This window comes from Bradyrhizobium sp. GW821-FHT12B03 (assembly GCF_058807535.1).
Window position 1 is genome coordinate 70523 of sequence record NZ_JBXAQU010000027.1, and the last position, 12209, is coordinate 82731.

At 64.3% G+C, this 12209-nt stretch carries 11 protein-coding genes; 4 read left to right on the plus strand and 7 right to left on the minus strand.

Translation table 11 applies throughout. The annotated features are described in order from the left end of the window. The first annotated feature begins 19 nt into the window (after positions 1-19). Positions 20-442 carry a hypothetical protein gene (locus tag AC1RUR_RS35185; RefSeq protein ID WP_492852735.1) on the plus strand — a complete coding sequence of 141 codons (423 nt, stop codon included), beginning with the start codon at positions 20-22 and terminating at the stop codon, positions 440-442. On the opposite strand, the gene AC1RUR_RS35190 is transcribed toward AC1RUR_RS35185, so the two are convergent. The 6 genes from AC1RUR_RS35190 to AC1RUR_RS35215 form a co-directional block, all read right to left on the minus strand. Further along, on the minus strand, positions 430-1257 hold the full coding sequence (locus AC1RUR_RS35190; RefSeq protein ID WP_492852673.1) for an energy transducer TonB: 828 nt from the start codon (positions 1255-1257) through the stop codon (positions 430-432). The genes AC1RUR_RS35185 and AC1RUR_RS35190 overlap by 13 nt on opposite strands. A 10-nt stretch (positions 1258-1267) precedes the next feature. Continuing rightward, positions 1268-1732: a TonB system transport protein ExbD gene (gene exbD, locus AC1RUR_RS35195; protein WP_492852675.1), complete on the minus strand. Its 465-nt coding sequence runs from the start codon at positions 1730-1732 to the stop codon at positions 1268-1270. Positions 1733-1735: 3 nt separating this feature from the next. After that, positions 1736-2683, minus strand: coding sequence for a tonB-system energizer ExbB (exbB, locus tag AC1RUR_RS35200; protein WP_492852677.1), 948 nt, complete (start codon positions 2681-2683; stop codon positions 1736-1738). Then, positions 2680-3369: a Fe2+-dependent dioxygenase gene (locus AC1RUR_RS35205; protein WP_492852679.1), complete on the minus strand. Its 690-nt coding sequence runs from the start codon at positions 3367-3369 to the stop codon at positions 2680-2682. The genes exbB and AC1RUR_RS35205 overlap by 4 nt, the downstream gene beginning before the upstream one ends. A gap of 2 nt (positions 3370-3371) precedes the next feature. Next, positions 3372-5777 carry a TonB-dependent receptor gene (locus tag AC1RUR_RS35210; protein ID WP_492852737.1) on the minus strand — a complete coding sequence of 802 codons (2406 nt, stop codon included), beginning with the start codon at positions 5775-5777 and terminating at the stop codon, positions 3372-3374. A gap of 227 nt (positions 5778-6004) precedes the next feature. Continuing rightward, a complete protein-coding gene (locus AC1RUR_RS35215; protein WP_492852739.1) occupies positions 6005-6244 on the minus strand; it encodes a hypothetical protein in 240 nt (79 codons plus the stop codon). A 399-nt stretch (positions 6245-6643) separates the two neighbouring features. On the opposite strand from AC1RUR_RS35215, the gene AC1RUR_RS35220 reads away from it, so the two are divergent. From AC1RUR_RS35220 to AC1RUR_RS35230, 3 genes are all read left to right on the plus strand, one after another. After that, entirely contained in the window at positions 6644-7816 is a 1173-nt protein-coding gene (locus tag AC1RUR_RS35220; RefSeq protein WP_492852681.1) for an efflux RND transporter periplasmic adaptor subunit, read from the plus strand. Further along, positions 7813-10959 carry a multidrug efflux RND transporter permease subunit gene (locus AC1RUR_RS35225; RefSeq protein WP_492852683.1) on the plus strand — a complete coding sequence of 1049 codons (3147 nt, stop codon included), beginning with the start codon at positions 7813-7815 and terminating at the stop codon, positions 10957-10959. The genes AC1RUR_RS35220 and AC1RUR_RS35225 overlap by 4 nt, the downstream gene beginning before the upstream one ends. Before the next feature lie 64 nt (positions 10960-11023). Beyond that, on the plus strand, positions 11024-11590 hold the full coding sequence (locus AC1RUR_RS35230) for an invasion associated locus B family protein (RefSeq protein WP_492852685.1): 567 nt from the start codon (positions 11024-11026) through the stop codon (positions 11588-11590). Positions 11591-11712: 122 nt separating this feature from the next. Here the strand turns inward: AC1RUR_RS35230 and AC1RUR_RS35235 are convergent, their stop codons facing one another. Further along, entirely contained in the window at positions 11713-12198 is a 486-nt protein-coding gene (locus tag AC1RUR_RS35235; RefSeq protein WP_492852687.1) for an SEL1-like repeat protein, read from the minus strand. Between the last annotated feature and the right edge of the window lie 11 nt (positions 12199-12209).

Here is a 12209-nt window from a genome sequence, read left to right on the forward strand (position 1 = left end):
CTTGGTCAAAGCTGCCGATATGCTGATCGCGCGACGCGCGGACACCCGTGCCCGCGCCGATTTTGCCACCTGGAAGATGATGGCCAAGCTCAACGGGTCATCCGCACTGCCTCCGGAGGCCCAGGAGTTCCTTAGCAGCTACAAGAACCTGCTGGCGCAGATGAGCGAGGGCGAGGCCACCGAAGCCACGATCGGCGCGATCTACAAGGCCTACTATGCCGAGATGGGCGGCGGCGGAACCCCACCCGACGTTCGCCCCCGCCCGGCTGAGCCCGCGGCGGATAATGTTACCGCTTTCCGCCGCCCAGAACCGAAACCCAAGAAGGTCAACTTCTTCGGGGCGAGCGCGGCCGGCGGAACCCAGCAACGGCCGCTGCCGGTGGCGCTGATCTTCGCCTGCCTGGTCGTGGTCTATGTCGGCATCCGCCTCTACTGGCGCTGAGCCTGCTTCTTCTTTTTCTTCTCGTCCGGCGGCTTGAAGACGATCTCGACGGTACGCTCGATCCGATCCTCGGTCAGCGCGGCAGGCGGCTGCGGGAACGGGTCGGACTTGCGGACCATGGCGATCGCCGCGGCATCGTAGGCCTTATCCCCGGATGACGTCACGACCTCCACCGAAAGCACGTTGCCCATCCGGTTGAGCGCAAAGCTCACCTTGGCCGTCTCGTTATTGGGGTCCTTGCCTTCCGGATTGACCTTGTGCGCCGAAAGATGCGCGCTGATCTTGCGGTTCCAGTCGGCCGTCAGTTTCAGCAGGTCCTTGCCGATGCCGAGCGCCGGCGCCATGGCCTTCTCGGCCTCGCGCGTTGCGTCCTCGAAGGTCTGCCGCTCCATCGCAATCGACTTCTGCGCGGCCTCCATGGCGGGCGTCTCGACGGCGGCGATCTTCGGCTCCTCGTCCTGCTCTTTCTTCGGCTTGTTCTCGGTGACGAGGCGATCGGCCTCCTCGACCTGTTGCGGCCGATCCTGCGGCAGGTCCGACTCTTTGACCTCGGCCTTCTGCTCCGGCATCTCCGGGCGCTCTTCCTGCTCCTCGGAATCCTGGGGCCCGGGTGCCCTGTCGGATTCCTGAGCCGGCGGCGACGTCATCTCGACTGCGAACTCCGCCCCCGCAGCGCCCAGCCCTTCGTCGCCGTCGTCGGCCTTCAGATTTGCGAGCGCGAGCGCCGCTCCGCCCACATGGAGGACGAGCGCCGCGATCGCGGCCAAAATCCAAAGCCGTCGGGATGATCTGGGTTCGAGCTCGACGTCAGGCATGAACTGACCTCTAGGGCTGCGCAGGGCCGGCGGCAGGCGCTCCCGCCGCCGTGGGAGGCCCCTCGAGCGCAACCAGCTTCACCCGCGTGTAGCCGCCGGAGCGTAGCAGCTCCATGACCCCCATCAACTCGCCATAGGGCACGGAGCGATCGGCCCGCAGGAAGACGTACTTGTCCTTGCTCATGTCGGACATCGCATCGAGGGTCGTGGTCAGCTCGGCGCGGTGAACGGTCTCCTCGCCGATGGCGATCGTCAGATCGCGCCTGATGCTGAGATAGGTCGGCTTGTCCGGCTTCTTCTGCGGCATCGCGCTCGACGTCGGCAGATCGATCGGCAGATCGACCGTGGACAGCGGAGCTGCGACCATGAAGATGATCAGCAGCACCAGAATGACGTCGATGAACGGCGTGACGTTGATGTCATGCGTTTCCGAGAAATCGTCGTCGTCATCGTTGTCCGTGAGCGAAACGGCCATGGTTCACTCCGCCGCGCGCGAATGCACGCTGCCGTGGCTACGGTCGAGATCGCGCGAGAGCAGCCGCGCCGCCGCGCCCGAGGCACGGCTGACGAGCTCGAGATAGCTCTTCGTCACGCGCGAGAAGTGATTGTAGATGATGACGGCGGGAATGGCGGCGACGAGGCCGATCGCGGTGGCGAGCAGCGCCTCGGCGATGCCGGGCGCGACGACGGCGAGGTTCGTGGTCTGCGACTTCGAGATGCCGATGAAGCTGTTCATGATGCCCCAGACGGTGCCGAACAGGCCGACGAAGGGCGACGTGGAGCCGATGGTTGCGAGCACGCCCATGCCGATGCGGATGCGCCGCGCTTCTGCACGCACGATCTCCTGGAAGCTCGAGGCGGCGCGCTCCTTGATGCCGGAATCGCTGGACAGGCCGGCCGACATCCGCGCCTCGCGCAGCGCCGCCGCCAGGAAGGACGGCAGGATGCCCTGCTTGGCACCGAGCGCCATCTGCGCTTCGGCGAGCGAGCGTGCCTCCGAGATCTTCTTCAGCGCCGAACGCAGCCTGCCGGACGCGACCGACAGCTCGAACGACTTGGCGATCAGGACGGTCCAGGTCATCAGCGAGGCAAAGGCGAGCCCGATCATCACCGACTTCACGACGACGTCGGCCGACAGGAACATCACCCAGGGGGACAATTCCTTCATGCCCGGCACGCCAACGGAGACCACGTCCGACTTCGCGGCTTCTGACTTCGCCGCCGGTGCGGTGGCCGAGGGGGCGGCCGGCGCAGCCGCGACAGGGGCGGCCGCAGCCGGAGCCGGAGCCGGGCTGGCGACGGGGGCCTGAGCGGTCGGCGGCGTCGCCGCCGGGGTTTGTGTCTGGGCAGAAACAGGCGATGCGAACCAGGCAGCCGCCAGCATCAAGGCTGCGGCAAGGCTTGCTCGGAAGGACATGATCTTCATACTTCGGCCCAGTAGCGAATGAGGTTGTGATAGATACCCGTCAATTTGACCGTTTCGGGATCGTCACGCCCGAGCCGTTCCACCAGCGCCTGAATCGCGGTGTCGAGGTCAAAGATCATGCTCCGGGCTTGATCGTCCCGTATCATGCTCTGAAGCCAGAAGAAAGACGCAACCCGCGTTCCCCGGGTCACCGGCGTCACGAGATGCAGGCTGGTCGAGGGATAGAGCACGCAATCGCCCGCTGGCAACTTGACTTCGTGCGAACCGTAGGTGTCCTCGATCACAAGTTCGCCACCGTCGTACTCCTCCGGCTCGGCGAGGAACAGCGTGACCGACAGGTCTGTGCGGATGCGAAGGCCGGTCAGGCGGTCGCCGCGGATCGCATTGTCGACATGCAGGCCGAAATGGTGGCCGCTATCGGCCGCATAGCGGTTGAACAGCGGCGGGAAGATCTGAAGCGGGATCGCAGCCGCGACGAAGCGCGGGTTCGACGTCAGCGCCGAGATGACGCGGTTGCCGAGCTTGCGCGCGACCTCGCTGTCGGGCGGCAATTGCTCGTTGCGCTTGACCATGGCCGACTGCGAGCCCGCCGTCGAGCGGCCGTCCTCCCATTCGCTGGCGTCCATGATGCGGCGGAAATCCGCCACATCATCTTTGCTCAGGACGCCAGGCAGGCACGTCAGCATGATCAGAACTTCGCCGACGTCACGATGTAGAACGCCCTGCCCGGCGCGACCGCCACGAACGGCGTCGCGCTGCGGTAGAGCGTGTCGTAATAGAGCTTGTTGGTGAGGTTCTGCGCGTAGAACTTCATGGTCCAGTTCTTGTCGATCTTCTTCTCCACGAACGCGTCGAAGCGCCAGTAGCTCGGGATCAGCGTGCCGGTGTTGGCACCGAAGGTGCCGCCATAGACCTTGGAACGGAACACCGCCTGGCCACCAACCTCCCAATCGCCATCGAACTTGTACTTGCTCAAGAGGCTGAAGGACTGGTGCGCGACGTTGGCGAGCGGCAGGCCGACATTGCCCGCGATGTTGCTCTTGGTCACCTTCGACTCCATCAGCACGATGCCGCCGAAGATGCTCCAGCGATCGGTCAGCTTGCCGCTGGCCTCGATGTCGATGCCCTGGATCCGGTACGCCGCACCCGACGTCAGCGTAGTGCCGACGGTTTCGCGCGCATTGTCCTTGGTGGTCTGGAACAGCGCGCCGCTCACGAGAAGATGACGGTCGAACAGCTCCCATTTGGTGCCGACTTCCGCTGCCTTGTTCTGCTCGGGCCCAAGGATCGTGGTATTTGTCGGCGTGTTCGCGCCATAGTCCGCACCGGTCGCATCGAGTTCAGAGCCGAACGGGTTGGTCGAGGTCGCATAGGCCGCATAGAGGCTGCCGATCGGAACGGGCTTGTAGACGATGCCGGCGTTGTAGTTGACGAAGTCCGAGTTGACGCTGCTCGAAGCCGCGGCGATCGACGATCTCAGCGCGTAGTTGTCCCAGCGCACGCCGCCATTCACGATGATGGTGTCTTCCCAGTTCGCGGTGTCCATCGCGTAGACGGCGCCGCTGTCGACGTTGTAGTGGGTCGGATCGCCGGTGAGCACCGGATTGAACGGACCGGGGCTGTTGGTGTAGCCCGGCGAATACATGTTCTGGAGGGTCAGAGCACCATTGCTGCTGAATCCCGATCCAAACGCCTCCGACGCAAGCCCGTTGTAGCGGCCGATTCCAATACGCTCGTTCGAGACCTCGAGCCCGGTCACCGCCGTGTGCTTGACCGATCCCGTGTTGAACTTGAACGTGGCGTCTTCCTGGTTGGCGATGACGTCGACCCACTGGTTGCGGCTCTGCGCGCTCGCGGTGATCGTCCACTTGGTCGGATCAGAACTGGTCGTGATGGGCGACTGCGGCAATGTGCCGATATATTCCAGCGTCGACTGCTCCATACGGGTCCGGCTGGTCAGGGTGATGTTGTTGGTCGGCTTGTACTCGGCCGTCAACGTGCCGAAATCCTGCCGCGCGGTCTGGAAGTCGCGATTGAGGAGGCCGTACCAGGTCCCGCGCGGAATGCCCGCTTCAGTGGCTGGCACGTTGCCCTGCTTGTAGTAGGGCACGCCGAAATCCGGGTAGCCGCTGAGATCGGTGTGGACGTAGTTGGTGGTGATCTTGAAGTCGTTGGTTGGGGCGTATTTGGTCGAGATGAAGGTGCCCCAGCGATTGTCGGTCACGTAGTTGCGACCGGCGACGTTGGCGTCCTGGAACAGGCCGCCAACGCGCACCGAGAAGGTCGGGTCGATGACCTGGTTGACGTCGATCGTGACGCGCTTGGTCATGTCGGTGCCGAACGTCGTCTCGGCGTTCTGGAAGTTGCGATCGGTCGCCTGCTTGGTGACGATGTTGATCGCGCCGCCCGCGGTGCCGCGGCCCGCATAGGACGAGGCTGGGCCGCGCAAAATCTCGAGCTGCTCGGTGAAGAAGTTCTCGCGAATGGACACCGCGGGATCGCGGATGCCGTCGATGAAGACGTCGTTGCGCGCATCGAAGCCGCGGATGAAAAAGCGGTCGCCGAACGCGTTGCCGCCCTCGCCCGATCCCAGCGTCACGCCGGCGGTCGAGCGGCCGACTTCCTTCAGCGTCGTGGCGTTCTTGTCGTCCAGCACTTCCTTGCTGAGCACCGTGATCGTCTTCGGCGTGTTCAACATCGGCTCGGGAAACTTGCCCGAAGCCTGGACGCGGTCGACCTTGTAGGGTGCGGCCGGATCGGCATAGGGATTGCGGTCGGCGGGGCCGGACGGCGTGGCGGGAGCGGCCTGTTGCGCCGCCTGCTGGCGCTCCGCGGCGCGGCGCAGCGCGTTGCGGGCGCGGACCTGATCCGGCGTCGGCTTCGAGGCCGTCGGACGCGGACGCTGGACCGGCGCATCGACCGTCACCGGCGGCAGGTTCGACTGCTGCGCCTCTGCGCCGCTCGACACCGATGCCACCGCGATCAAGCTCGCGACCGCCGAGACCTTCTTGCCGGAAATGCCCGCGGACTTTTCTTCCGCCGGATCGAACGCTGCGACCGAACGCAACGACTTCGGTGCGACCACCTGCCCCATTACAACACGCCCCATCTTCATGTTCGCTCATTCACTTCGATGAGCGATTAGGGCTGTTGGTATCGGCGGCAAAATAGCGGGTCAATGCGAGCAAGCCGCGAGAACCCTTGAATAAGTCCAGATCAAAACGATTCTAAACTGTAGTTTGAAACGGTTCTAAGAAGAGATTGGAGTCGTTCTAAATCGAGCGCGAGAAATACCGCGAAATCGGTGGTCGCATTCGAGCATCAATCACTGCTCGGCGGCTTCATCAGCGAGAACAATTCATCGACGGTTTTCAGCGCGACGGCGCGCACGCGATCGGTGTTGTCCATGCCGGCGATGTTGACGCCGTTGACCACCGCTTTGATCTCGTCGCGGAAGTCGGTGAGGAAGCGCAAGGGATCGCGCTGCTCGTTGGCGACGCGGGCGATCAATCCCGTGATCAGAATCTGACACGCGATCAGCTTGCCGTTCAATTCGTCCATCATGCGCCCCCGTTGTGGAGGCGCCGATATGGACGATACCGATTTTGCTGACAACCGAAACGCGTCCCGGGCGGTTTAGAACCGTTCTCGGAAAGAGCGAATCCCGCAACTCCTGGCCGCGCCTCCCCAGACCTCGCCCGCAACTTCCCGCGCCCGCCCACACTGGTTGCGCGCATTGCCTGATTTTTGCACGCTGGTCGCTCGTGCCGGGAAAATGCAGCACTGCACACCGATGCGCCAGAGAGCTGCACAGGCGGTGCAAAGCTTTCCAATTGTTTAGGATTCCCAACCGATAGTGCTGTTTACACTGGAACTTGGCGTGTATTATACAAGCGCCTTGGAACCCTACGATTGCCCCACAATTCGTAGCTGAGGGCACACGAGCCGACACGAGCCGATATGAAAAAAACACGGCCGATCCTCTGGATTCTGATCATCGCGGCCGTGGCCTCCGCGGGTTACTATGGCTGGCAGAAATTCGGCTCGCCAAACGCCGGGAAAACCCAGACGGCACAAAAAGGTCCGCCCCGCGCGCCCGCCATTCCCGTGAGCGTTGCGCCGGTCCAGAAGACCGACTTCCCGGTCTACCTGACCGGCCTCGGCACGGTTCAGGGTTTCAACACCGTCCAGGTCCGGCCCCGGGTTGACGGCCAGATCGACAAGATCGCCTTCACCGAAGGCCAGATCGCCAAAGAGGGCGAGCTTCTGGTCTCGATCGATCCCCGCCCCTATCAAGCCGCGCTCGACCAGGCCAAGGCCAAGAAGGCGCAGGACGAGGCAAATCTGGCGAACGCCAATCTCGAGCTGCAGCGCGCCATGAAGCTCGGCGAATTCGCCACCGCCCAGCGGGTCGACACCCAGCGCTCCACCGTCGCCCAGCTCACCGCCCAGATCGCCGCGGACGACGCCGCGATCTCCAATGCCCAGACCCAGCTCGACTACACCCAGATCAAGGCGCCGATCACCGGGGTCGCCGGCCTGCGCCAGGTCGACGTCGGCAACATCGTCAACGCCTCGACGCAGACCGGCATCGTCACGATCTCGCAGGTCGAGCCGATCTCGGTGATCTTCACGGCGCCGGAGGATCAGCTCGCCTATATCAGCGAGGGCCAGAAGGCCGGGGCACTCAAGGTGATCGCGTTCACCACCGACGGCAAGAAGACGCTGGCCGAGGGCAAGCTCGCCGTCGTCAACAACCAGGTCGACACGACCAGCGGGACTATCCGGCTCAAGGCGGTGTTCGACAACAAGGACCACACGCTGTGGCCGGGACAGTCGGTCTCGACGCGGCTTCTGGTGCGGACGCTGAAGGATGCGACCGTGGTCCCGGATGACGCGGTTCAGCATTCGACCAACGGTCTCTACGCCTACACCGTCAATCAGGACAACAAGGCCGAAGTGCACAAGATAAAGGTCAGCTACGCGATCGACGGACGTTCGGTCGTCGACGAAGGCCTCACGCCCGGGCAGCAGGTGATCACCGGCGGTCAATTCAAGGTGCAGCCCGGAAGCCTCGTCTCGACGGCGGTGGCGAGTTCGGACCCGGCGCAGAACAAGGTACGACAGGAATGACCGAGGGCGGGATTTCGGCACCTTTCATCCGTTATCCCATCGGCACCTCGCTGCTGATGGCCGGCATCCTCTTTGTCGGTCTCGTCGCCTATCCCCTGCTCCCGGTGGCCCCGCTGCCGCAGGTCGACTTCCCGACCATCCAGATCACCGCCAACCTGCCGGGCGGCAGCCCAGAGACCATGGCCTCGTCGGTGGCCCAGCCGCTGGAACGCCAGTTCGCCCAGATCCCCGGCATCGCCCAGATGACCTCGACGAGCTATCTGGGCACCGCGTCGATCACCATCCAGTTCGACCTCAACCGCAGCATCGACGGCGCTGCCAATGACGTGCAGGGCGCCATCAACGCCGCCAGCGGCCAACTGCCGAAGAATCTTCCCTCGCCGCCGACCTACCGCAAGGTCAATCCGGCCGATGCGCCGATCCTGCTGCTGTCGGCAACCTCCGACACGCTGCCCCTGACCAGCGTCAGCGACGCCGTCGACGCCCAGCTCGCCCAGCAGATCAGCCAGCTCTCCGGCGTCGCGCAGGTGTTCATCGGCGGCCAGCAGAAACCGTCCATCCGCATTCAGATCGACCCGGCGAAACTCGTCGCCAAGGGCCTGTCGATGGAGGACGTGCGCAGCCAGATCGCGATCACCACGGTCGACAGCCCCAAGGGCAATATCGACGGCGACAAGCGCGCCTACACGATCTACGCCAACGACCAGCTGACCCAGTCCAAGGACTGGAACGACGTCATCATCGCCTATCGCAACGGCGGCCCGTTGCGGATCCGCGACATCGGCCAGGCGGTCAGCGGCGCCGAAGACGCCAAGCAGGCGGCCTGGGCCAACGGCAAGCGCGGCGTGTTCCTGGTGATATTCAAGCAGCCGGGCGCCAACGTCATCGAGACCGTGGACCGGATCAAGGCGACCTTGCCTCGCCTCGTGGCGGCAATTCCGCCCGCCATCAAGATCGAGCTCATCAGCGACCGCACCACGACCATCCGCGCCGCGGTCGAGGACGTCCAGTTCACGCTGCTGCTGACCATCGCCCTCGTGGTCATGGTCATCTTCATCTTCCTGCGCAGCTTCTGGGCGACCGTCATTCCCACCATCACGGTTCCGCTGGCGCTGCTGGGCGCGTGCGCCCTGATGTGGGTCGTCGGCTATTCGCTCGACAATCTGTCGCTGATGGCACTCACGATCGCAGTCGGATTCGTCGTCGACGACGCCATCGTGATGCTGGAGAACATCACGCGCTACATCGAGGAAGGCGAGTCGCCGATGGCGGCCGCCTTCAAGGGGTCCAAGGAAATCGGCTTCACCATCGTCTCGATCAGCATCTCGCTGGTCGCCGTGCTGATCCCGCTGCTGCTGATGGGCGGCATCATCGGGCGACTGTTCCGCGAGTTCGCCGTCGTGCTGGCGATGACCATCTTCGTCTCGATGTTCGTGTCGCTGACCCTGACGCCGATGATGGCCTCGCGCTTCCTGCGCGCCCATGGCGAGGTGACCCACGGCAAGTTCTACCAATGGAGCGAGCGCGCCTTTGACGGGATGCTGCGGGGCTACGAATACATCCTCGACCATGCCCTGGCCTGGCGCCGCACCACGCTTCTGATCTTCTTCGCCACGCTGGGCCTGTCGATCTACCTGTTCGTCCTGATCCCCAAGGGCTTCTTCCCGCAACAGGACGTCGGCCTGATTACGGCGACCTCGGAAGCGTCCCAGGACATCTCGTTCAAGGAGATGCAGCGCCGCCAGGTCGAGCTCGGCAAGATCGTGATGGAAGACCCCGACGTCGCCACGATCGCGATGAACATCGGCGGCAGCGGCCGCGCCGGCAACAACGGCAACATGTTCATCACGCTGAAGCCGCGCAGCGAGCGCGAGGCCTCCGCACAGCAGATCATCGCGCGGCTGCGTCCCAAGCTGGAGAAGGTGTCCGGCGCCCGCCTCTACATGCAGGCGGCCCAGGACGTCCGGCTCGGCGGCCGGCCGACGCGCACGCAGTTCGAATTCACCTTGCAGGACGCCGATCTCACCGAGCTCAACGACTGGGCGCCGAAAATCCTCGCCAAGATGCAGACGCTGCCGGAGCTGCGCGACGTCGCGACCGACCAGCAGACGCAGGGCACCACGGTTCAGCTCAAGATCAACCGCGACACCGCCTCGCGCTACGGTATCCAGCCGCAGCTGATCGACGACACGCTGTATGACGCCTTCGGACAGCGCCAGGTCACGCAGTATTTCACCCAGCTCAACACCTACAAGGTGATCCTCGAGATCCTGCCGGAGCTGCAGGGCAATCTCGACAGCCTGAACAAGCTCTATCTGAAATCACCGCTGACCGGCGACCAGGTACCGCTGTCGACCTTCGCGACCTGGACCACCGATCCGGTCCGCCCGCTCTCGATCAGCCACCAGGGCCAGTTCCCGGCGATCACGATCAGCTTCAACCTCGCGCAAGGCGTCGCGCTGGGCCAGGCCACCGAGGCCGTGCAGAAGGCGATGGCCGACCTCGGCGCGCCGCCGACGCTCAATTCGAGCTTCCAGGGCACCGCGCAGGCGTTCCAACAGTCGCTCGGCACCGTGCCGCTGCTGATCCTCGCCGCCCTCGTCGTGGTCTATCTGATCCTCGGCATCCTCTACGAGAGCTACATCCACCCGATCACGATCCTGTCGACCCTGCCCTCGGCCGGCGTCGGCGCGCTCCTGATCCTGATGGCGGCCGGCTTCGACTTCAGCCTCATTGCATTGATCGGAATCATTCTTCTGATCGGCATCGTGAAGAAGAACGGCATCATGATGGTCGACTTCGCCATCGCCGCCGAACGCGACGAGCACAAGACGCCGGAGCAATCGATCCGCCAGGCCGCGCTGCTGCGCTTCCGCCCGATCATGATGACGACGATGGCGGCGCTGCTCGGCGGCGTGCCGCTGATGCTCGGCCACGGCACCGGCGCGGAGATCCGCCAGCCGCTCGGCTACGCCATGGTCGGCGGCCTGATCGTCAGCCAGGCGCTGACGCTGTTCACCACCCCGGTCGTCTATCTCTATCTCGACGAGCTCAACAACTGGTTCTCGGGTTGGGGCCGTACGGGTGACGGCGAAGGCCACGAGGCGCCCGCGCACGGCACCGTCAAGGAAGCCGCCGAGTAGGCTTGCACCGCGCGTCTCGCAACGCTACAGCGAGACCCCCGGTTCACGCCAACGCGATTACGCCATGCCCATGCAATCCAGACTTGTCGCCCTCGCCGCCGCTCTGCTGTTGTCGACCGGTGTCGCGTACGCCCAGCAGGGCGCCAAGAAGAACGCCGCGCCTCCGGCCGCACAGCCCGCACCGGCCCCGACGCAGCCGCAGGCCGACGGTGCCCCGGCGCAGCAGGGCGGCTGGGTCGTGCGCTGCACCAGCGTCAGCCGCGACGCGCCGCTCGAATGCGCGATGGAGCAGAACGCGGTGCTGACCAAGACCGGCCAGACCATCATCCTGATCAACATCCGCATCGCGCCCGACACCCGCACGCCGGTGGCACTGCTGCAATTGCCGCTCGGTCTCAACCTTCCGATCGGCGCCAAGCTCCAGGTCGACGAAGGCAAGACGGTCGACCTCCAGATCCAGACCTGCGAGAACCGCGGCTGCTACGCCTCGACTCCGATCGCGCCGGACCTGCTCGCGGCCTTGCGCTCGGGCAAGCAGTTGAAGGTCTCCTTCCAGAACATGGCCAAGGAGACCATCGCGATCCCGATGCCGCTAGGCGATTTCGCGGCGGCCTACGACAAGATCAAGTAAGGGCCCTCACTGCCGCGCCATCTGCGCGTTACCGACGGTGACGCATAGGAGCCGTCCGGCGAATTCGAACGGCGCTTCGTAATGCGACACCGGGCTGCCTGTCGCTACTTCTTCAGGCGGAGCTATGACAAGCCCTCCTCACGAAGGATCTGTTTCGCCTTCTCGTCTCCGAGCGCCGCGGCCTTTCTGAGCCAGTAGATGGCGCGTTCGCTATCCTTCGGGGCGCCGTTGAGGCCGTGGAGACTATTCACGATCATCTCTCGAGTGGTCGGCAAATGACCTGACTCGGCCACACGCACCTTCAGACTGAAGGCCCTGAAGTGGCGCTCCTGGGCCGTCCCGGCCCCGAGGCCCCTTCGCAAGGCGCCAGCGAGATAGAGCAGCGACTCGAAGTCGTCGGCAGCGATCGATGCCTCCGCCCGCTCCATCCACGCCAGGCTGGAGGATTGATCCCCCTTGTCATACAGATGTTCGGCCATCTCGATCATCGCCAGGACAGAGCCTTTCGCAACGAACTGTTCGAGATAGGCGACGCCTTCGCCCTCTTCGCCTTGCTTCAAAAGATATCTGGCGGTCGGGACTTCAAATCCGATCGCGTCTGAGAACATGGTCCAATCTC

Coding starts and splice junctions, on each gene's coding strand:
- AC1RUR_RS35230 (WP_492852685.1), top strand. CDS start 11,024: ATGCCCATGCAATCCAGACTTGTCGCCCTCGCCGCCGCTCTGCTGTTG.
- exbD (WP_492852675.1), bottom strand. CDS start 1,732: ATGGCCGTTTCGCTCACGGACAACGATGACGACGACGATTTCTCGGAA.
- AC1RUR_RS35225 (WP_492852683.1), top strand. CDS start 7,813: ATGACCGAGGGCGGGATTTCGGCACCTTTCATCCGTTATCCCATCGGC.
- exbB (WP_492852677.1), bottom strand. CDS start 2,683: ATGAAGATCATGTCCTTCCGAGCAAGCCTTGCCGCAGCCTTGATGCTG.
- AC1RUR_RS35210 (WP_492852737.1), bottom strand. CDS start 5,777: ATGGGGCAGGTGGTCGCACCGAAGTCGTTGCGTTCGGTCGCAGCGTTC.
- AC1RUR_RS35190 (WP_492852673.1), bottom strand. CDS start 1,257: ATGCCTGACGTCGAGCTCGAACCCAGATCATCCCGACGGCTTTGGATT.
- AC1RUR_RS35235 (WP_492852687.1), bottom strand. CDS start 12,198: ATGTTCTCAGACGCGATCGGATTTGAAGTCCCGACCGCCAGATATCTT.
- AC1RUR_RS35205 (WP_492852679.1), bottom strand. CDS start 3,369: ATGCTGACGTGCCTGCCTGGCGTCCTGAGCAAAGATGATGTGGCGGAT.
- AC1RUR_RS35185 (WP_492852735.1), top strand. CDS start 20: ATGCTGATCGCGCGACGCGCGGACACCCGTGCCCGCGCCGATTTTGCC.
- AC1RUR_RS35215 (WP_492852739.1), bottom strand. CDS start 6,244: ATGGACGAATTGAACGGCAAGCTGATCGCGTGTCAGATTCTGATCACG.
- AC1RUR_RS35220 (WP_492852681.1), top strand. CDS start 6,644: ATGAAAAAAACACGGCCGATCCTCTGGATTCTGATCATCGCGGCCGTG.